We start from the raw sequence: 19,674 nt of genomic DNA on the forward strand, positions 1-19,674 counted from the left end.
GGCACATGACTGCACCAGAGAAGATTCCCAACGCGGGGAAGAAGGCGAAGGACCTCAACGAGGTCATCCGCTACACCCTGTGGTCCGTCTTCAAGCTGAAGGACGTCCTCCCGGAGGACCGCGCCGGTTTCGCCGACGAGGTCCAGGAGCTCTTCGACCAGCTGGCCGCCAAGGACATCACCGTCCGCGGCACCTACGACGTCTCCGGCCTGCGCGCCGACGCGGACGTCATGATCTGGTGGCACGCCGAGACGGCGGACGAGCTGCAGGGTGCCTACAACCTGTTCCGCCGCACCCGCCTGGGCCGCGCCCTGGAGCCGGTGTGGTCGAACATGGCCCTGCACCGCCCGGCCGAGTTCAACAAGTCGCACATTCCGGCCTTCCTGGCCGACGAGAACGCCCGCGACTACGTCAGCGTGTACCCCTTCGTCCGCAGCTACGACTGGTACCTGCTGCCCGACGAGGACCGCCGCCGCATGCTCGCCGACCACGGCAAGATGGCCCGCGGCTACCCCGACGTGCGCGCCAACACCGTCGCCTCCTTCTCCCTGGGCGACTACGAGTGGCTGCTGGCCTTCGAGGCCGACGAGCTCTACCGCATCGTGGACCTCATGCGCCACCTGCGCGCCTCCGAGGCCCGTATGCACGTCCGTGAAGAGGTGCCCTTCTACACCGGGCGCCGCAAGTCCGTCGCCGACCTGGTCGCCGGACTCGCCTGATACCTCCCCCGGGGGGAAGTGCCGGAGGACGACCGCACCGTCAGGTGAGTTCCTCCGGCGGATCGGGAGGCCCTGCCCCCGAGACGACGCAGCCGGAGATCCCGCCCGGAAGTTCAGACGACAGGCGGCAGCAGCGCCCCGCGGGCGCCCGCTGCCCGGTCGTCCAGCGACACCGGTGCGGGCTCCGGATGCGGCGCACACGCGGCCGCGCGGCCCGGGGTCCGGCCCGTCAGCAGGTAGTGCTCGACGTGGCGGTCCACACAGGCGTTGCGCCCGCCCACCACCCCGTGGCTGCCGGCTCCCTCCTCCGTCACCAGTGAGGCCCCGGCGCCGAGGCGCCGCTGCAGTTCCAGGGCGCCCGGATACGGGGTCGCCCCGTCCCGCTCCGCCGCGACCACGAGCGTCCGCGGCAGCGCGCCGGGCGCGGCGCCCACCTCCACCGGCTGCTGCCGCCGGTGCACCGGCCAGTACGCGCAGGGCAGGTGCAGGAAGGCGTCGGCCCAGGCCGCGAAAGGGGCCGTCCGGGCCAGTTCCGTGTGGTCGCGGTCCCAGGTCTCCCAGTCCCCGGGCCAGGGGGCGTCGTTGCACAGCACCGCCGTGTAGACAGCCGTGGCGTTCTCGGCCTCCGCCGCCGGGGCCGGGCCCGGGGCGGCCTGCTGCACCAGCGGGCCCGGATCGCCGCGCAGGAAGGCGGCCAGGGCCGCGGCCAGCTCCGGCCAGGTGTCGTCGTGGTACACGGCCCGGACGTAGGCGGAGTGCAGCTCGCCGGTGCCGACTTCCCCGCCCGCCGGGTCCGCGGCCACCGAGGCCCGTACCCGTTCCCAGCTCGCCCGGACGGCCGCCGGGGAGGCGCCGAGCCGGTACGTGCCGTGGTGCCGGGCCACCCACGCGCGGAAGTCGTACCAGCGGCGCTCGAAGGCCGGCCCCCGGCCGAGGGTGTTGCGGTACCAGATGCGGCGCGGGTCCGGGTCGACCGCCGAGTCGAGGACCATCCGCCGGACACGGTCCGGGTACAGCGTCGCGTAGACCGCACCGAGGTAGGTGCCGTACGAGCCGCCGGCGAAGTTCAGCTTCGGCTCGCCGAGGGCGGCGCGCAGGACGTGCAGGTCGCGGGCGTTGTCCCGGGTCGTGTAGTGCGCCAGGGCCGCGCCGGCCCGCCGCGCACAGCCCTGCGCGTAGGCCCGGGCGGCGGCGATCCGCTGCTGCTTGTACGCCGCGGAGGGATCGGCCGGGAGCCGGGTGGGGCCCGTGGCCGGGGCGGCCGGGTCCCGGCAGGTCAGCGGGGCGGGGCCGGCGACCCCGCGGGGGGCGTAGCCGACGAGGTCGTAGGCGGCGGCGATGCGTTCCCATCCGGGCATGCCGGCGACGAGCGGGAAGGCCGTGCCGGAGGCACCGGGACCGCCGGGGTGGTGGACGAGCGCGCCCTGGCGGGCGGCCCGGCCGGCGCCGGTTGCGGCCATCCGGCTCACGGTCAGGGAGAGCTGCGGGCCGTCGGGGCGGGCGTAGTCGAGCGGGACCCGCAGGGCGGCGCAGCGGACGGGGGAGGGCAGCCCCTCGGCGGCCGGGCAGGCCTCGAAGCGCAGGGCCGGCCCGGAGCCGCCCGCAGCGGCTGCCGCCGCGGCGGCGCGGCGGGCGACGCGCTCGGCCCCGGCGTCCTCGGCCGCGGAGCGGGTGCCTCCCTCGACCTGCGGCCGGGCGGCCTGCGCGGCGCGGGCCGGGGGAGCGGCGCACAGGAGGAGGGAGAGCGCCGCGGCGGCGGCGGCGCGACGTGCGAGCGTCCCGGGCATGGCGGGCCCTGCCTCTCATCGGATGGACCGATGAGATCCCCGGGCGGGGAGGCTGTAAAGGACCGCCGCCCGGTGTCGGCGCGCGTACCCCGGTTGCCGCACGCCGCGGCCCGGCCGCCGGGCCTGACAGGCGCTCAGGAACTGCTGGAGCAGCTGGAACCGGAGGAGCTGCTGCAACTCGAACCGCTACTGCTGCAACTGCTGCCGGATGAGGAGGAGCAGCCGGAGCCGGAGGACCCTGCGCAGCCCGAACCGGAGGAGCAGCTCGTACCGGATCCGCAGGTGGAACCGCCCCCGCAGCCGGACCCGCCCGAGCCGTCGCTGCCTGCGCACCACAGCACCGGCAGGTACGCGGCGCCCGGCGTGTGCCCGGAGTCCGTGCCGTGCGGCCGCGACCGTGACTGGGCCGCCGCCAGCCGGGTCCCGCGGGCCGCCGGCACCAGCTGCGCGCGCAGGAAGGGGTCGCGCAGGCCGCGCAGCCCGGACAGGGCGGTCTGCACGGACGGGTCGGGGTCGTGCAGGCGCCCGGCCCGCACCTCGCGCAGCGCCCGCCGGCCCGCCGCGGTGATCGGCCGCCCGGCCCGCCTCGCGCCGACCACGCCCACCGCGACGCCGCCGATCAGCACGGGCAGCACCTTGACGACGAACGGCACCTGCGCGCCCGGGTCCAGGGCGAAGGAGACGATGGTGGCCACCACCGCCATCGGCACCATGAACCCGCACACCAGGGCCTGGGTGATCGCCCAGCGCCGCAGCGGCCGGCCGGAGCCGGGCCTGCGGACCAGCCCGCGCTCGGCCAGAGCCTCCCCGGTCTCCTGCACGGCCGGGTCGCGCATGGCGGCGTACCGCACCTGGTAGAGCCACCCCGAGGGGGCGCCCGCGCAGGCCTGGAGCACGGCCCGCTCGGCGTGGTCGCGGGCCCGGGCCCCGGGGCGCACCTGGACGATGCCCGGGCCGCCGACGATCAGCCGGCCGTCGCCGAGCAGGGAGACGAGCGCGGCGTCCACCACATTGCCGGGGCCGCCCGCGAGGAAGGCCGCCTCGGACAGGTCGTGGAGCTGCCCGGCGGCGCCGTGCGATGCGGGCCGCGACCGGCGCAGGGCGAGCAGCAGCAGCACGCAGGAGGCGAGGACGGCGGCCCAGACGGCCAGGGCCAGCAGGTTCATGCCGCTCTCCCGGTCAGCGCGCGGGCCCAGCGGACGATCCGGTGCGGCGGCCGGGCCCCTGCCCGGTCCTGCCACCAGCGGGTGAGCCGGCGGCGGGCGGCCGGGTCGGCCGGGAGGTCCCGGACCAGCAGGTGCTCGGCGAAGTCCAGGGCCTCGCGCCGGTATCCGGCGGCGGCCATGGGGCGCCCCCTGGCGTAGCGGAGGTAGGCCTCGCGGTACGGTCCTTCGCCGCCCAGGATCTCGGGCAGCTCGGGAGCCAGCCCGGCCACCACTCCGGCCCGCTTGGCGGCCAGCGACCGGGCCTGCACCCGGATCCGCTGCCGGTCGAAGCCCTCGGGCACCGGGGTCCCGGCCACCAGCGCCGACAGCAGTGCGGCCTGGCCCAGCGCCACCCGGGTGCGGGCCGCCTCGCCGGCGGCCTCCGGCCCGGCCGCCCCGCCGCTCCCGGCCGCCGGGGGCCGGGGCGTGGCGCGGCGGGGCGCCGTGGCCCGGTCCGGTGCGGCGCCCGCCACGGCCCGGATCCGGGCCAGTTCGTCCGCCAGCTCCGTCTCCGGCGGGAAGGCGTCGTCCCGTTCCAGGAGCACGCCGGGCGGGTCGACCCGCGCGCGGAGGCCGGCCAGGACGTCCAGGACCACGGCGGGAACGGGGTGCGCGTGCGTGTCGTGCCAGACGCCGCCGCGTTCCACCCCGCCCGCCACGTGCACGTAGGCCAGCGCCTCCAGCGGGATCGCGTCGAGCACGGCCGCGGGGTCCTCGCCGCGGTTGACCCGGTTGGTGTGCAGGTTGGCCACGTCGACGAGCAGCCGCACCCCGGTCCGCTCGACCAGCTCCGTCAGGAACTGCCCCTCGGTGAGCTCCTCGCCGGGCCAGGAGATCAGGGCGGCGATGTTCTCCAGCGCCAGCGGCACGGGCAGCGCGTCCTGGGCGATGCGCACGTTCTCGCACAGCACGGCCAGCGCGTCCCGGGTCCGCGGCACGGGCAGCAGGTGGCCGGCCTCCAGCGCGGGCGAGGAGGTCCGGACGAAGGCGATGTGCTCGGTGACCAGCGGCGCCCCCAGCGCCACCGCCCGCTCGCCGAGCGCCGCCAGCTTCGCCGGGTCCGGCCGGTCGGCGCCGCCGAGACCGAGCGAGACCCCGTGCGGCACGACGCGGGTGCCCCGGTCGAGCAGCCGCTGCAGGGCTGCCGGCAGATGGCCGGGGCAGATGTTCTCGGCCACCACTTCGACCCAGTCCAGGCCGGGCAGCCGTTCGACGGCGTCCGCGATCTCCGGCCGCCAGCCGATCCCCACCCCCAGGTGTGCCATGGGCTTCATGTCCCCCCGCCCCCTCTCTTCGGACCGTGTGCCGGTGTGATGGCCCCGGCGGGGTCCGGCCAACCGCACGGGGCGGCGTTTCAGAGCAACATTTGAGGTTCGGGCGCAGCCGCGGGACGGTCTCAGAGCCGGGTGCGCAGCGCCGGATGGTCGGCGACCACGGTGGCGCTGCCGGGGGCGACCTCGGTGAAGCCCGCGTCGCGCACCACCGGCAGACCGCTCCCGCTCAGCTGCGCCCACTGCTGCCCGGTGGCCGTACGGACGGCCAGCCGGAAGCCGGAGTCGCGCCACCGCTCCCGCTCCGGGGCGCTCAGCTCCCACCAGGCCAGCTGCGCCGCGTGGCCGGCCTGGGCCATCGACTTGCCGGCCGACATCCCGACCCCGGGGTTGAACCACAGGACGGGCAGGCCCGGCCCGGGCGGCCCGGCGGGAGCGGGGTCGTCCAGGTCCGTGCCCGACACCTGGAGCTTCGCCAGCTCCTTGGGCCAGCCGTCCAGCGGCACCGGCGGGAAGACCCGTACCTCGGCCGTGTCTCCGTGCACCGTGATCCCGGGCAGCGTTCCCGCCTTGTGCCACTCCGCCCCGCGCGCCCGGCGGACCACCTTGCGGATCCGGGCGTCCTGCCAGTCCCGTACGGCGCCGGCCCATTCGCCCTCGCCCTGCGCCCGCTCGTCCGTCAGGAGGAGCAGTACGGCGCGGGCCGCCGTCTCCAGCGCATCCGTCCGGGCGGGCGGTCCGGTCTTCTCGATCCGGACCACCAGCGGCAGGACGAACTGCGGGGCCTCGTCGCGCGCGCGGTGCTCCTGCCGGAAGGGGCTGTCCGCACCGACCGCGGGGGCCTCGGCGGAGTCGGGGGTGTGCTGGCTGCTCATCGGGCCAAGGATGCCAGCCTCCGCCTTCAGGATGATGCCGCGGGGGTCGGCCGCGGGCGAGGATCGGGCCCATGAAGAGTGATCTGTTCGCGTCCGAGAACCTCGCCGGGGCAGCCGTCGCCCCGGGCATGGTCCTGCAGAACGCCAAGTCCGTGAAGTACACCGTCAACGGCGAGGTGCTGGCCCGCCAGGGCTCGATGGTCGCCCACCGGGGCAGCCTCCGGTTCGAGCGCAAGGGCCAGGGCATAGGGGGCATGCTCAAGCGCGCCGTCACGGGCGAGGGCCTGGCGCTGATGTCGGTGCGCGGGCAGGGCGAGGTCTGGTTCGCCCACCAGGCGGGCAACTGCTTCATCGTCGACTTCGAGCCCGGCGACGCCCTGACGATCAACGGCCGCAACGTGCTCTGCTTCGACCCGACCCTCTCGTACGAGATCAAGATGCTCAAGGGCGCCGGCATGACCGGCGGCGGCCTCTTCAACAGCCTCTTCACCGGCACCGGCAAACTCGCCCTGGTCTGCGACGGCAACCCGATCGTCATCCCGGTCACCGCCCAGGCCCCGGTCTACGTCGACACGGACGCGGTGGTCGGCTGGAGCGCCCGCCTGGAGACCGGGCTGCACCGCTCCCAGTCGGTCGGCTCGATGATCCGGGGAGGCTCCGGGGAGGCCGTGCAGCTGGAACTGCGCGGAGAGGGCTTCGTCATCGTCCGCCCCAGCGAGGTCACCGAGACCGCCGCCAACTGAACCCCACCGCGCCGCCCGTCCGGTCGGACCGGACAGGCCCGCGGTCGGCTGCACGGCCGCCGCAGGAGGGGTGGAGGCCGGCTCGAAGGCGCGGGGCGGCGGCCGGGGGCGGTGGCACACTCCCGCCCATGAGCGCATCGGAGAAGACCGGGACCTGGCTGCGGCAGTGGATCGAGGCCCACGGCGGGGCGGCGGGCACCGTCCACGTCCGCCGCGGCGAGGACATGGTGCTGGCCGCCGCCGTGAACATCCCGCCGCCGGTTGTGGAGATCGTCCGGGTCGTCCCGCGCGGCAAGGGCATGGCCGGCCTCGCCTTCGAGCGCGACGAGCCCGTGTCGACCTGCAACCTGAAGACCGACACGAGCGGTGACGTCCGGCCGGGCGCCCGCGCGGTCGATGCGCACGCGGCCGTCGCCATTCCGGTCCACGACGGATCCGGGCAGGTCCAGGGCGTCGTCGGCATCGCCTACGCGGGCGAACGCGCGATGGACGAGCAGGAGCTCGCCGTGCTGACGGGCGAGGCCGAGGCCGTGCCCCTCAGCACGGGCTGACCCCGGCCGGGGCCGGACCGCCGCGGACTGCTGGTCCATGCGTACCCTCGTACGCATGGACCAGCAGCAGGACAGCCCGTCGTACTGCCCCGCCCCGGGGGCCCCGGCGGTGCGGGCCGAGGGGCCGCCGTGGGCGGACTGCCTGGAGTGCGGCAAGCCCACCGAGTACGGGAGCGCCACCCCGGGCGTGGTGCTGTGCCCGGTCTGCGAGTGGCAGGAAGCGCAGCGCACGGCCTGCTCCGGCTGACCCGCCGGGCCCGGCCGGTCACCGCACTAGGTGCCGATCAGCTCCGAGACCTTGACGAAGCGGTAGCCGCGCCTGCGCAGCTCGGGGACGACCTTGCGGACGGCCTCCTCGGTGACGGGGGCGGCGCTGCGCGTGCAGTGCATGACCACCACGGAACCGGGTTTCACCCCGGCCAGCACCTGCTCGGCCACCGCGTCCGGGTCCTTCGCGAAGGCGTCCCCGCTGACCACGTCCCACTGGACGGCCGTCACCTTCGCCTGGGCGAGGGAGCGCAGGGCCTGGTCGTCGTAACAGCCGCCGGGGAAGCGGAAGTAGGGGACGGTGTTGACGGCGCCCGCGGTGCGGAAGGCGGCGAAGGCCTGCTCCACGTCGGCCCGCGCCTGCTCGCCGTCGAGGGCCGGCAGCCCGTAGCACGGGGTCGTGAAGGCGTGGTGGCTGTACGAGTGGTTCGCCACCTCGAAGTTCGGGTCGGTCCCGATGGACTTGGCCTGGTCCGGGTACTCCTGCGCCCACCGGCCCGTCATGAAGACCGTCGACGGGACCTTCAGGGCGCGCAGGGTGGCGATGAGCCCGGGGTTGTCGAAGCGCTCCCCGCCCGCGGCCCGCGGGCCCTGGTCGGAGGTCATGTCGGCGTCGAAGGTGAGCGCCACGGTCTTGTCCGTGGTCTGCTTCGCCCGCTCGAAGACGGCGGTCAGGCCGTTCGGTCCGGGCGCCACCGTCGGGGCCCGGCCGGGAGCCCCGGGCTGCGGGCTCGACTGCGGGGCGGCGGAGTGGCCCGGGAGTGGGGCGGAGGAGGCGGCCCCGGGGGAGCCGAGGCGGGCTTCGCGGCCGGCCTCCGACGGGCCGGCGCCGCCCCCGCATCCGGTGAGGGCGGCGGTGAGGGCGGCACTGAGCGAGGCTGCGGCCACTACTTTGCGCACAGGGATGGTCACGTACGCAAAATATATGACTATGTGGCAATCAGACGTGCACGGCACTCGTCCACGTCGAAGTCACCCTCGGGATAGCGCGGGGCCAGCTCCTCCAGGTGCTCCAGCAGGAGCTGAGCAATGGCCCAGTTGCGGTACCACTTGCGGTCGGCGGGGACGACGTACCAGGGCGCGGCCGCGGTGGAGCAGCGCTCCAGCGCCAGCTCGTACGCATGCCGGTACTCCGGCCACAGGGCGCGCTCGTCGATGTCCCCGGGACTGAACTTCCAGTGCTTGTCCGGGTTGTCGAGCCGCTCCAGCAGCCGGGCGCGCTGCTCCGCGCGGCTGATGTGCAGGAAGGCCTTCACCACGGTCACGCCCTCGTCGGCGAGGGACTGCTCGAAGCGGTTGATCTGGCCGTAGCGGCTGCCCAGCCGGCTGCGCGGCACCAGCTCGCGGACCCGGGCGATCAGGACGTCCTCGTAGTGCGAACGGTCGAAGATGCCGATCTCCCCCGGCCGGGGCACCGCCCGGGCGATGCGCCAGAGGAAGGGGTGGGCGTGCTCCTCGGGCGTGGGCGCCTTGAAGGCCGTGATGCGGCACCCGGAGGGGTTGAACATGCCGATCACGTGCTTGACGGTGCCGCCCTTGCCGCTGGTGTCCATCCCCTGGAGCACCAGCAGTACCCGGCGGCCGTCACCCGCCGTGCTCGCCGCGTAGAGCCGCTCCTGGAGGGAGGCGAGCCGCTGCTCCATCGGGCCGGCCGCGGCGAGGGCCGCCGCCTTGTCCCGAGGGCCGCCCGGGGTCGCACGGGGGTCGAAGCGGCGCAGGTCGATCCGGTGGCCCTGCGGAACGCGCAACAGCTCCCGCAGGCCGGGCCCGGCCTCCTGCCCGCCCCGGCCGGCCTTCGCCGTCTTGTCCGGCTTCCCCTCCTTCCCCTGCTTCTTCCCCTTCTCCCTTTCCTTCTTCTTCTCCTTCGTCTTCCGGTCCCCGCCCTCGTCGCCGCTCCGCTTCCCGGCCACTGGTGACCACCCCAATCCCGTCGGTTGCGTCGATCCTCCAGGAGATCGTGCGCAGCCGCGACGCGACCGGGGTCAGTGCCAGGGGCCGGTCACCGCGAAGGTGGTCCCCGGGGCGTAGGCGTTGACGTACATCGTCCGGGTGTCGGGGGAGAAGGTCACCCCGGCGAACTCGCCCCACTCCGGGGCGCCGGGCAGGCCGATGTCCTGGGCGTTGCGCGCCATCGGGTAGACCGTCCCGTCCGGTGTCACACCGAAGACGTACTGGGCGCCGCCGCCGTCCTCGCAGACCATCAGCCCCCCGTCCGGAGCCAGGCAGATGTTGTCGGGCGAGTCCCCGGGCAGCCGGATGTCGGCCGCCGGGCCGAACAGCACGTCCAGCCGGAGCCGGCCGCGCCGCGGGTCGTAGTGCCACACCTGCCCGTGGTGGTCGGCGGCGGCGCCCTCGCCGCTTCGGGCGAAGCTGGACACGAAGTGCACGCCGTCCCCGCCCCAGTAGCAGCCCTCCAGTTTCTGCGCGTGGGTGATCCCGCCCGGGCCGAAGTCCTGGAGCCGGATCGGGGTCCCGGCGGCCGAGGGGTCCGGCACGGGCACCCACCGCGCCGGGAACTCGGCGCCGGGCTCGTCCACCTCCGCGAGGTCCGCCACCCCGGGCACGCGCAGCGCCTCCAGGGCGCCGCCGGCCCGCAGTGAGCCGGGCCCCCCGAGCGGGCGGTTCGGCAGGAAGCGGTAGAACAGCCCGAAGGGCGCCACGAAGGCGTCCTCGGTCTCGTAGACGACCCCCCGGTACGGGTCCACGGCGACGGCCTCGTGGGCGAACCGGCCGAGGGCGGTGAGCGGGACCGCGCCGGAGCGGTGCGGGTCGGCCGGGTCCACCTCGAAGACGTGGCCGTGGTCGCGCGTGTAACCGGAGGTGCCGGCCCGGTCCTCGGTCTCCTCGCAGCTCAGCCAGGTGTTCCAGGGGGTCCGCCCGCCCGCGCAGTTGACGGCCGTACCGGCGAGGGCGACGCGCTCGCCGGTCACCGAGCCGTCCGCGGCGAGGTCCAGGACCGTGCAGCCGCCGAGGGCCCCGGGATCGTAGGTCAGACCCGGTACGGCGGGGACGCGCAGGGCGGCGGTGGTGCGGTTCTCGTGGTTGCGGACCAGCCGGACCCGGCCCCCGCCCGCCGCGAAGGCGGCCATCCCGTCGCAGTTGGCCGGAACGGTCCCCTCGCCGGAGCGGAGCGGATCGCCGGCGCGGGAGAGCACCCGGTAGGAGAATCCCTCGGGCAGGTCGAGCAGTCCGCGGGGATCCGGTAGCAGGGGCCCGTACCCGAGGGTGCTCCGGGCGGCGCCGGCGCTGCCGGAGAAGAGGGCGCCGAGCGCCCCGCTGAAGGCGATCGTGCCGGCGGCGAGCAGGCTGCGGCGGGGGACGGACATCGGCAACTCCCGGCGGCGGAGGCGGGGACGGGACCGGCCCGTCGTACCACGGCCCCGCGCCCCGGACGCGCCGACGCGTGCGCACCGGCCGAGGTGTCACACCACCGGGTCGCCCGCGGGCGGCGGCTCGCCGTCCCCCGCCCGGTCGATCCCGCGGGAACGGCCCGGGCAGGCAGACGGGGAGCGGGCCCCGCAGGGGCGCCGCGGATCAGACGAGCTCGGCGCTCAGGGTGATCGTCGTACCCGTCAGCGCCTGGCTGACCGGGCAGTTCTTCTTGGCGTCCTCGGCGGCGGCGGTGAAGGCCTCCGCGTCCAGGCCGGGGACCTCGGCGCGCACGCTCAGGTGGATGCCGGTGATGCCCTCACCGGGCTGGAAGGTGACGTCGGCCTTGGTCTCCACGCGGGTGGGAGGGGTGCCCGCGCCGGCGAGGCCGTGGGAGAGGGCCATCGAGTAGCAGCTGGAGTGCGCGGCGGCGATCAGCTCTTCCGGGCTGGTCTTGCCGTTCGCCGCCTCGGCGCGCGAGGGCCAGGAGACGTCGAACGAACCCTGGCCCGAGGAGTCCAGGGAGACGACGCCGGAACCCTTGAGCAGGTCGCCTTCCCAGACGGTGTGGGAGGAGCGCGTGGTGGCCATGGTGGATCCCTTCGCAGAAGTGGAAACGGCCGCGCCGCGAAAGCGACCCGGCCGTGCCCAACCTACTGGGAGACCAGGGGCTTTGCGTCGCGTGCCAGGGCGGTGAGCCGCGATATGGCGCGGAAGTATTTCTTCCGGTAGCCGCCGTTCAGCATGTCGTCACTGAACAGTCCGTCGAAGGGGGCCCCGGAGGCCAGGACCGGGATCTCGCGGTCGTACAGCCGGTCGGCGAGCACCACCAGCCGCAGCGCCGTCGACTGGTCGGGCACCGGGCCGACGCCGGTCAGGCAGACGGCCGTGATCCCGTCGGTCAGCGCGCCGTAGCGGCTGGGGTGCACCCGGGCCAGGTGTTCGAGGAGGCCGGGGAAGTCGTCCAGGCTCGCGCCCTCGGTGGCGTACGCGGCCTTGGTGACCTGCTCGTCGGAGAAGGGCGCGGGAGCCTGCGGCAGGCCGCGGTGGCGGTAGTCCTGGCCGTCGATCCGCAGCGGCCGGAAGTGCGCCGAGAGGCCCTGGATCTCCCGCAGGAAGTCGGCGGCGGCGAAGCGGCCCTCGCCGAGCTTGCCGGGCAGCGTGTTGGAGGTGGCGGCCAGCGCCACGCCCTGCTCGACGAGGCGGCTGAGCAGGGAGGACACCAGGACGGTGTCGCCCGGGTCGTCCAGCTCGAACTCGTCGATGCACAGCAGTCGGTGGTGGCCGAGCGTCTGCACGGTCTGCTGGAAGCCGAGCGCGCCGACCAGGTTGGTCAGCTCCACGAAGGTGCCGAAGGCCTTGAGCGCCGGCTCGGCGGGGGTGGCGTGCCACAGCGAGGCCAGCAGGTGGGTCTTGCCGACACCGTAGCCGCCGTCGAGGTAGACCCCGCGGGGGCCGGCCGCGGCGGCGGGCTTGGCGCCCCTGCCGAACCAGCGACGCTTGCCGGAGCCGCTCGCGTGGGCGCCGCCGAGTCCGGCGGCGAAGCCGCTGAGCACGGTGACGGCCTCGGCCTGGCTCGGCTGGGCCGGGTCGGGCTCGTACGTGTCGAAGCGCACCGCGTCGAAACGGGGTGGCGGCACCATCTCGGCGACCAGCCGTTCGGCGGGCACCCGGGGCTCGCGGGCACACAGGGCCAGGGGCCCCGCATCGGCTGTCAGGGGCCGGCCGGAGGCGGCGCCGGGAGCGGAGAGAGATGTCGACACAGCTCTTCACTCTACGGGGCGTGGCACACTGCATCGATGCGACGCCTGTTCCCTGTGACCGATCAGACACCAGCCGCCCGGGCCGACCGGGAGTGGTCGCTGGACGAGCTGGCCGAGGCCTACGCCTACCCCGAGCAGGCCGCCCCGGCTTCCTGGCTGCGGGCGAACATGGTCTCGACCCTGGACGGCGCGGCCCAGCACGACGGCCGCTCGCAGCCGATCTCCGGCGAGACCGACATGCGGATCTTCGGCACGCTGCGGGCCCTGGCCGATGTGGTGGTGGTCGGCGCGGAAACGGTTCGCCAGGAGGGCTACCGCCCGGCCCGGGCCCGCGAGGCCTTCGCGGCGCGCCGGGCGGCCGCCGGGCAGGGCCCCGCCCCCGCCGTCGCGGTGGTCACGGCCGGCCTGGACCTGGACTTCTCCCTCCCCCTCTTCACCTCCCCCCTGGTGCCGACCCTGGTGGTCACCGGCGCGGGCGCACCGGCCGACCGGGTCGCCGAGGCGGTCAAGGCGGGGGCCGAGGTCGTGGTGGCGGGCGACGGCGCGGCCGTGGACCCCGCCCGCGCCCTGCGGGAGCTGGCCGGGCGGGGGCTGCGCCGCCAGCTCACCGAGGGCGGGCCCCGGCTGCTGGGCCAGTTCGTGGCCGCGGACGTCCTGGACGAGCTGTGCCTGACGATCTCGCCGATGCTCACGGCCGGTGGCGCCCAGCGCATCGCCGGCGGCCCGTCCGTCGCGGTTCCGCAACGGCTCGTGCCCGCCTGCGTACTGGAAGAGGCCGGGTTCCTGTTCACGAGCTACCGTCGGATCTGACAAGGGGCGGAATTTATCGTTCCGCTTAGCTTCCGCTGGGCACATATACCTGCGCAGGCCCCGTGCGACAGCGGGGCAGGATGGTTTCCGCAGGGGCCGCCAGCCGGCCTCGGCCCATGAAGGAGAGGGCGTCCGTGTTCACGAGCGTATTGATGATCGAGCAGCCGCTGACCACGGTGGACGTGGACTTCGTCACGACCCTGCACGGGGACGACCAGGTCTCCTTCGTCGTCCTCATGCAGCCCCGGGGAGACCAGGACCGCCTGCTGCGCGCCATCGACGACGTCGCGCTCGGTGAGCTTCCCGAAGCCGTCCACGAGGGCGAGGAGCCCGAGGGCGATGCCGCGCGAGGGCCTGCCGCGCAGGCCCTCGCGCACTCCCTGAACGCCCTGCGCGGCAAGGGGGCCAACGCCACCGGTCACATCGTCGGCCGCCACCCCCTCGACAAGCTCAAGGCGGTGGTGGAGGAGACCGGCGCCGACGAGGTGATCGTCCTGACCGCTCCGCACTTCGTGGAGGAGTTCTTCCACCGCGACTGGGCCTCCCGCGCGCGGCACAAGGTCGGGGTTCCGGTGCTCAAGCTCTTCGCCCACAACGAATAGGCTGGGGCCAGACCGACGCGTACAAGCACCGCACTCGATCCTGGAGCGACCTGAATGAAGCCCGGCCTGCCGACCGCGATGGAACGGCCCCACTTCATCGGCATCGGCGGCGCCGGCATGTCCGGCATCGCCAAGATCCTCGCCCAGCGCGGCGCGCAGGTGGCCGGCAGCGACAGCCGCGGCGACTCCGAGACCGTTCAGGCGCTGCGCGCCCACGGCGTCGTGGTCCACGGCGGGCACGCCGCGGACCACCTCGACCCCGCGACCACCTGCGTGGTCGTCTCCAGCGCCATCCGCGCCGACAACCCCGAGCTGGCCCGCGCGGCCGAGCTCGGCATCCCCGTCGTGCACCGCTCCGACGCCCTCGCCCGCCTGATGGACGGCCTGCGCCCCATCGCGGTCGCCGGCACGCACGGCAAGACCACCACCACCTCCATGCTGGCGGTCTCCCTGTCGGCGCTGGGTCTGGACCCCTCGTACGCCATCGGCGGCGACCTGGACGCCCCCGGCTCCAACGCCCACCACGGCGACGGCGACATCTTCGTGGCCGAGGCCGACGAGAGCGACCGCACCTTCCACAAGTACGCCCCGCAGGTCGCGATCATCCTCAACGCCGAGCTCGACCACCACGCGAACTACGCCTCGATCGAGGAGATCTACGAGTCCTTCGAGACCTTCGTCTCCAAGGTGGTGCCCGGCGGCACCCTCGTCGTCGCCCACGGCCAGGCGGGCGCGGCCGAGATCGCCGCCCGGGTCGGCGGCAACCCCGACCTGGAGATCGTCACGTACGGCGAGGAGGACACCGCCGACGTCCGGATCGTCAAGATCGTCCCGCGCGGCCTGACCAGCGAGGTCACCGTCCTCCTGGCCGGCCGGATGCTCACCTTCACCGTCTCCGTGCCCGGCCGCCACTACGCGCACAACGCGGTGGCCGCCCTCGCCGCCGGCGTCGCCCTCGGCATCCCGGTGCACAACCTGGCCTCCGCCCTCGGCAAGTACACCGGTGTCAAGCGCCGCCTCCAGCTCAAGGGCGAGGCCGCCGGCGTGCAGGTCATCGACTCCTACGCGCACCACCCGACCGAGATGGCCGCCGACCTGGAGGCCATCCGCGGCGCCGCCGGGGACTCCCGCATCCTGGTCGTCTTCCAGCCCCACCTCTTCTCCCGCACCCAGGAACTCGGCAAGGAGATGGGCCAGGCCCTCGCCCTCGCGGACGCCTCCCTGGTCCTGGACATCTACCCGGCCCGCGAGGACCCGATCCCGGGCGTCACCAGCGAGCTGATCATCACCGCCGCCCGGGCGGCGGGCGCCGACGTCACCGCCGAGCACGCCAAGGACGCCGTCGCCGACGTCATCGCGGGAATGGCCAAGCCCGGTGATCTCGTTCTCACCATGGGCGCGGGAGACGTCACGGACCTCGGTCCGGCCATCCTCGCCCGTCTGGCGAACTGAGGGAGCGGAAGAGTCATGGCGTACGAGGTCCAGAAGACGGACGAGCAGTGGCAGGCGGAGCTGACCCCGTCCGAGTACCAGGTGCTGCGCCTCGCGGGCACCGAACCGGCGTTCCGCGGTGAGTACACGGACACGCGGACGGAGGGCGTCTACTCCTGCCGGGGCTGCGGGGCCGAGCTGTTCCGGTCCTCGGAGAAGTTCGAGTCGCACTGCGGCTGGCCGTCCTTCTTCGACCCGAAGGACACCGAGGCCGTCGAACTGATCGCGGACACCTCGCACGGCATGGTCCGCACCGAGGTGCGCTGCGCCAAGTGCGGCTCCCACCTGGGCCACGTCTTCGAGGGTGAGGGCTACCCCACGCCCACCGACCAGCGCTACTGCATCAACTCGATCTCACTGCGGCTGGTCCCGGCCGAGGGCTGAGCCCCCCGGCGGGCCCCCGAGCACCGACGGGATCGCCGCCGCTGCCTGCGAGAACCTGCCCGGCCGCCCCGCCCCGGCGGCGGCCGGGCGGCCTCGACTGCATCACCACGCCCCCGACGGGAAGCCGTTCGGCCCGGACGGGACCGCCTGTGCCTCGCGTACGGCGTCGGGGCGGACGGGCGCCGGCGCAACGGGTTCACCGTCCGCGCGTCACCGTCCGCGTGCCCGCCCGGCTGCTGCGCCCGCTGCCCCGGCCGGGGAGCCGGCCACCGCACGGGTGCGCTGCGCCGCGGCATGCCACAGGCGGGCGGGGACGGGCCGGTCGGTAGGGAGCCGGCGGGGCCGGACAGCCGATCCCGCCGTCGGGGCGGGACCGGGCGGCAGGCGTCAGGGGGAAGGGGGCTGATCGCGGGTGGCGGGAACCCGCCCCCGTGCCCCGTGGCGGGTTCCCGGGGCCTGTTGTGCGCAGGCGCGGGCCCGTACCCTCCCACCAGCCGCCGGCGGGGGAGGTCCGGGGCCGGCCGGGAGGGCCTTTCGTTCTCCAGCTGTACGGCGAGGTGTCACCGGCCCACCCCCGCCCGGTACCCCGGGACCGCTGTCCTTGGGGCGCCCCTGACACCCCCGACATCCCAGAGGTCGTCACCCATGACAGAACTCAACCGCCGCAGGTTCCTGCAGATCGCCGGAGGCACCGCGGCCCTCTCGATGCTGAACGAGAGCATCGCGAAGGCCGCCGCCATCACGGCGCAGGGCAGCACGGGAACGATCCAGGACATCGAGCACGTCGTCGTCCTGATGCAGGAGAACCGTTCCTTCGACCACTACTTCGGGGCGATGAAGGGGGTACGGGGCTTCGGGGACCCCCGGCCGGTGCTCCAGGACAACGGGAAGTCCGTCTTCCACCAGTCCAACGGGACCAAGGACATCCTCCCCTTCCACCCGCAGGCGGCCGACCTGGGCATGCAGTTCCTGGAGGGGCTGGACCACGACTGGGCCGGCGGCCACCAGGCGTACAACAACGGCAAGTACGACAAGTGGGTGCCGGCCAAGACGGCCACGACCATGTCGTACATGACGCGGAACGACATCCCGTTCCACTACGCGCTGGCCGACGCCTTCACCGTGTGCGACGCCTACCACTGCTCGTTCATCGGGGCCACCGACCCCAACCGCTACTACCTCTTCTCGGGCCACACCGGCAACGACGGCGCCGGCGGCGGCCCCGTCCTCGGCAACCAGGAAGCCGGCTACGGCTGGAAGACCTACCCCGAGCGGCTGGAGGCGGCCGGGATCTCCTGGAAGGTCTACCAGGACATCGGCGACGGCCTGAACGCCGCCGGCTCCTGGGGCTGGATCAGCGACGCCTTCCGCGGCAACTACGGCGACAACTCCCTCCTCTACTTCAACGCCTACCGCAACGCCCAGCCGGGCAGCGCCCTGTACGAGAAGGCCCGCACCGGCACCAACGTGAAGGCGGGCGGCACGTACGTCGACAAGCTGCGCGCGGACGTGCAGAACGGGACGCTGCCCGCGGTCTCCTGGATCGCCGCCCCCGAGGCCTTCAGCGAGCACGCGAACTGGCCCACGAACTTCGGCGCCTGGTACATCTCGCAAGTCCTGGACGCGCTGACGGCGAACCCGGCGGTGTGGGCGAAGACCGCCCTGTTCATCACCTACGACGAGAACGACGGCTTCTTCGACCACGTGGTCCCGCCGTACCCGCCGGCCTCCTCCGCCTGGGGCCTGTCCACGGCGGACGTGACCCGGGACCTGTACGCGGGCGGCGGGGGCTACGCGGCCGGGCCGTACGGCCTCGGCCCCCGCGTGCCGATGATCGTGGTCTCGCCGTGGAGCAAGGGCGGCTACGTCTGCTCCGAGACCTTCGACCACACCTCGGTGATCCGCTTCATGGAGAAGCGCTTCGGGGTGCAGGAGCCGAACATCTCGCCGTGGCGCCGCGCCGTCTGCGGCGACCTGACCTCGGCCTTCGACTTCACCCGCGCCGACGCCGCGCCCGCCGCGCTGCCCTCCACGGCCGGTTACCTGCCGCCGGACAGGAACCGCCACCCCTCCTACCACCCCACCCCGCCGGCCACGGGCACCCTCCCCCGTCAGGAGGCGGGCGCCAAGCCGACCCGCGCCCTCGGCTACCAGCCGTACGTCGACGGCCGCGCCACCGTCTCCACCGGCAAGTTCACCCTCACCTTCGCCGCCGGACCCGCCCTGGGCGCCCACTTCCACAGCACCTCGGGCAACCGCACGGACGGCCCCTGGCCCTACACGGTCGAGGCCGGCAAGACCCTTTCGGACACGTGGAGCACCAGCAGCTCGACCGGCAACCGGATCGACCTGACGGTCTGGGGCCCCAACGGCTTCCTGCGCACCTGGAAGGGCCCGGCGAAGAAGGCCGGCCCCGAGGTCACCGCCCGGCATGTGGCGGCCACCGGCAATCTGGCGCTCAGCATGACCAACTCCGGCGCGGCCGCGGTCAACCTGACGGTGTCCCACGCGTACGGCGGCGCGGCCCAGACCTTCAAGGTCAACCCCGGCGCGACCGTCTCCCACACGGTCGACCTGCGCGCCTCCGGCCGCTGGTACGACGTCACGGTGGTCTCCGACGCCGAAGCCGCCTTCCTGCGCCGCTTCGCCGGCCATGTGGAGACCGGCGCACCGGGTGTCTCCGACCCTGCGATCAAAACCGTCTGAGCCCTTCCCGGACGGGTACATCCGTTCGCCCGGACCGCCCGCGAAGCCACTGCCTGCCGTGACTTCGCGGGGGGACGGGCCTCGGCCCGGACGCCGGGTGCACGGTGGCCCGAGGTTCCGTCGTGACGGTGTGATGGTAGGCCCGGTGGGCAGAACGTACGGCGTCGGTTCTTCCGCCTTCGTCACCGAGGGAGAATGCATGGCCATCGCCCACCGCAGGATCGGCACCGGACCCGTCCGCGTCATCGTGCTGCACGACTGGTTCGGCTCCTGTGCCAACTGGGGTTCCGTGCTGGACTACCTCGACCCCGAGGGCTTCTCGTACGCCTTCCTCGACTACCGCGGCTACGGCGGGCGCCGGGACGTCCCCGGCCGCTACGACCTCGCGGAGATCGCCGACGACGTCCTCGAACTCGCCGACCAGCTGGGCTGGGACACCTTCTCCCTGCTGGGCCTGTCCATGGGCGGCAAGGCGATGCAGCAGGTCCTGATCCGGGCGCCCGAGCGCATCGAGAAACTGGTCGGCGCCGCCCCCGTCCCGGCCTCTCCCTACGAACTGGACGACGCCGGCCGCACCCTCTTCTACGGCGCACCCCAGGACCCCGGCAAACGGCGGACGATCATCGACCTCGTCACCGGCCACCGCGTCAGCCGCCACTGGCTGTCCCGGATGGTCGCGCACTCCGTGGCGGACTCCCGGCCCGAGGCACTCGCCGGGTACCTCGCCGGCTGGCAGCCCGTGGACCTGTCGGCGGCGGTGAAGGGCAGCACGGTCCCGGTGCTGGTCCTCGTCGGGGAGCACGACCTCGCGCTCACCGCCGATGTGATGCGCGCCACCTGGCAGGTCTGGTATCCGAACTGCCGGGTGACCACGCTGCCCGGCGCCGGCCACTACCTGCCGCACGAGAGCCCGGTCGCCTTCGCCACCGAGGTCGAGGCCTTCCTCCGGACGTGACCCGCGGGCGGCGAACGCATGAAAAAGACCCGTGGGGTACGAGGAGACCTCGTACCCCACGGGCCGGCAGGGTGAGTGACGGGACTTGAACCCGCGGCCACCTGGACCACAACCAGGTGCTCTACCAACTGAGCTACACCCACCACGAAGGGCGGCGGACCACCCGTTCGACGTGC

The 19,674-nt window shown here is 74.1% G+C and carries 19 protein-coding genes and 1 tRNA gene; 10 read left to right on the forward strand and 10 right to left on the reverse strand.

Features of this window, described 5'->3' with window-relative positions; translation table 11 throughout:
* The first annotated feature begins 5 nt into the window (after positions 1-5).
* Positions 6-719: a hydrogen peroxide-dependent heme synthase gene (hemQ, locus tag ACLJTM_RS31065; RefSeq protein WP_411107108.1), complete on the forward strand. Its 714-nt coding sequence runs from the start codon at positions 6-8 to the stop codon at positions 717-719.
* Positions 720-832: 113 nt separating this feature from the next.
* Here hemQ and ACLJTM_RS31070 read toward each other — a convergent pair whose 3' ends face one another.
* From ACLJTM_RS31070 to ACLJTM_RS31085, 4 genes are all read right to left on the reverse strand, one after another.
* Positions 833-2,506, reverse strand: coding sequence for an alpha/beta hydrolase (locus ACLJTM_RS31070; RefSeq protein ID WP_411107109.1), 1,674 nt, complete (start codon positions 2,504-2,506; stop codon positions 833-835).
* 134 nt (positions 2,507-2,640) lie between these two features.
* Positions 2,641-3,672, reverse strand: a complete 1,032-nt coding sequence (locus ACLJTM_RS31075; RefSeq protein WP_411107110.1) for a TIGR04222 domain-containing membrane protein — start codon at positions 3,670-3,672, stop codon at positions 2,641-2,643.
* Positions 3,669-4,976 (reverse strand): DUF692 domain-containing protein, encoded by a 1,308-nt coding sequence (locus ACLJTM_RS31080; RefSeq protein ID WP_411107219.1) that lies wholly within the window; start codon positions 4,974-4,976, stop codon positions 3,669-3,671. The genes ACLJTM_RS31075 and ACLJTM_RS31080 overlap by 4 nt, the downstream gene beginning before the upstream one ends.
* Positions 4,977-5,107: 131 nt before the next feature.
* The gene (locus tag ACLJTM_RS31085; protein ID WP_411107111.1) at positions 5,108-5,857 is read right to left on the reverse strand and encodes an aminoacyl-tRNA hydrolase; all 750 of its coding nucleotides are present in this window, start codon (positions 5,855-5,857) and stop codon (positions 5,108-5,110) included.
* A gap of 71 nt (positions 5,858-5,928) precedes the next feature.
* On the opposite strand from ACLJTM_RS31085, the gene ACLJTM_RS31090 reads away from it, so the two are divergent.
* The 3 genes from ACLJTM_RS31090 to ACLJTM_RS31100 all read left to right on the forward strand — a co-directional run bounded on the left by ACLJTM_RS31090 (position 5,929) and on the right by ACLJTM_RS31100 (position 7,398).
* Complete coding sequence (locus ACLJTM_RS31090) at positions 5,929-6,600, forward strand: AIM24 family protein (protein WP_411107112.1); 672 nt, start codon at positions 5,929-5,931, stop codon at positions 6,598-6,600.
* A 128-nt stretch (positions 6,601-6,728) separates the two neighbouring features.
* Positions 6,729-7,151 carry a GAF domain-containing protein gene (locus tag ACLJTM_RS31095; protein WP_411107113.1) on the forward strand — a complete coding sequence of 141 codons (423 nt, stop codon included), beginning with the start codon at positions 6,729-6,731 and terminating at the stop codon, positions 7,149-7,151.
* Positions 7,152-7,206: 55 nt separating this feature from the next.
* A complete protein-coding gene (locus ACLJTM_RS31100; RefSeq protein ID WP_411107114.1) occupies positions 7,207-7,398 on the forward strand; it encodes a hypothetical protein in 192 nt (63 codons plus the stop codon).
* A 26-nt stretch (positions 7,399-7,424) separates the two neighbouring features.
* Here ACLJTM_RS31100 and ACLJTM_RS31105 read toward each other — a convergent pair whose 3' ends face one another.
* From ACLJTM_RS31105 to zapE, 5 genes are all read right to left on the reverse strand, one after another.
* Complete coding sequence (locus ACLJTM_RS31105) at positions 7,425-8,330, reverse strand: polysaccharide deacetylase family protein (protein ID WP_411107115.1); 906 nt, start codon at positions 8,328-8,330, stop codon at positions 7,425-7,427.
* Between the two features lie 17 nt (positions 8,331-8,347).
* Entirely contained in the window at positions 8,348-9,178 is an 831-nt protein-coding gene (locus tag ACLJTM_RS31110) for a PPK2 family polyphosphate kinase (RefSeq protein WP_411107220.1), read from the reverse strand.
* Between the two features lie 222 nt (positions 9,179-9,400).
* Positions 9,401-10,744 carry an alkaline phosphatase PhoX gene (locus tag ACLJTM_RS31115; protein WP_411107116.1) on the reverse strand — a complete coding sequence of 448 codons (1,344 nt, stop codon included), beginning with the start codon at positions 10,742-10,744 and terminating at the stop codon, positions 9,401-9,403.
* Positions 10,745-10,952: 208 nt separating this feature from the next.
* Positions 10,953-11,378 carry an OsmC family protein gene (locus ACLJTM_RS31120; RefSeq protein WP_411107117.1) on the reverse strand — a complete coding sequence of 142 codons (426 nt, stop codon included), beginning with the start codon at positions 11,376-11,378 and terminating at the stop codon, positions 10,953-10,955.
* Positions 11,379-11,440: 62 nt separating this feature from the next.
* Positions 11,441-12,550 (reverse strand): cell division protein ZapE, encoded by a 1,110-nt coding sequence (gene zapE / locus ACLJTM_RS31125; RefSeq protein ID WP_411107118.1) that lies wholly within the window; start codon positions 12,548-12,550, stop codon positions 11,441-11,443.
* A 36-nt stretch (positions 12,551-12,586) separates the two neighbouring features.
* Between zapE and ACLJTM_RS31130 the strand changes: the two genes are divergently transcribed.
* The 6 genes from ACLJTM_RS31130 to ACLJTM_RS31155 all read left to right on the forward strand — a co-directional run bounded on the left by ACLJTM_RS31130 (position 12,587) and on the right by ACLJTM_RS31155 (position 19,498).
* Complete coding sequence (locus ACLJTM_RS31130) at positions 12,587-13,360, forward strand: pyrimidine reductase family protein (RefSeq protein ID WP_411107119.1); 774 nt, start codon at positions 12,587-12,589, stop codon at positions 13,358-13,360.
* A gap of 134 nt (positions 13,361-13,494) precedes the next feature.
* Positions 13,495-13,962: an indole-3-glycerol phosphate synthase gene (locus ACLJTM_RS31135; protein ID WP_411107120.1), complete on the forward strand. Its 468-nt coding sequence runs from the start codon at positions 13,495-13,497 to the stop codon at positions 13,960-13,962.
* 54 nt (positions 13,963-14,016) lie between these two features.
* Positions 14,017-15,414, forward strand: coding sequence for a UDP-N-acetylmuramate--L-alanine ligase (murC, locus tag ACLJTM_RS31140; RefSeq protein ID WP_411107121.1), 1,398 nt, complete (start codon positions 14,017-14,019; stop codon positions 15,412-15,414).
* Between the two features lie 15 nt (positions 15,415-15,429).
* Positions 15,430-15,837, forward strand: coding sequence for a peptide-methionine (R)-S-oxide reductase MsrB (msrB, locus tag ACLJTM_RS31145; RefSeq protein ID WP_411107122.1), 408 nt, complete (start codon positions 15,430-15,432; stop codon positions 15,835-15,837).
* Positions 15,838-16,482: 645 nt separating this feature from the next.
* The gene (locus ACLJTM_RS31150) at positions 16,483-18,543 is read left to right on the forward strand and encodes a phosphocholine-specific phospholipase C (protein ID WP_411107123.1); all 2,061 of its coding nucleotides are present in this window, start codon (positions 16,483-16,485) and stop codon (positions 18,541-18,543) included.
* A 199-nt stretch (positions 18,544-18,742) separates the two neighbouring features.
* Positions 18,743-19,498, forward strand: coding sequence for an alpha/beta fold hydrolase (locus ACLJTM_RS31155; RefSeq protein WP_411107124.1), 756 nt, complete (start codon positions 18,743-18,745; stop codon positions 19,496-19,498).
* A gap of 70 nt (positions 19,499-19,568) precedes the next feature.
* On the opposite strand, the gene ACLJTM_RS31160 is transcribed toward ACLJTM_RS31155, so the two are convergent.
* Positions 19,569-19,641: transfer RNA gene (locus ACLJTM_RS31160), tRNA-His, on the reverse strand.
* Positions 19,642-19,674: the final 33 nt, after the last annotated feature.

Origin of the sequence: Streptomyces sp. cmx-4-9 (assembly GCF_046548835.1) — a bacterium.
In the GTDB taxonomy this organism is placed as follows: domain Bacteria; phylum Actinomycetota; class Actinomycetes; order Streptomycetales; family Streptomycetaceae; genus Streptomyces.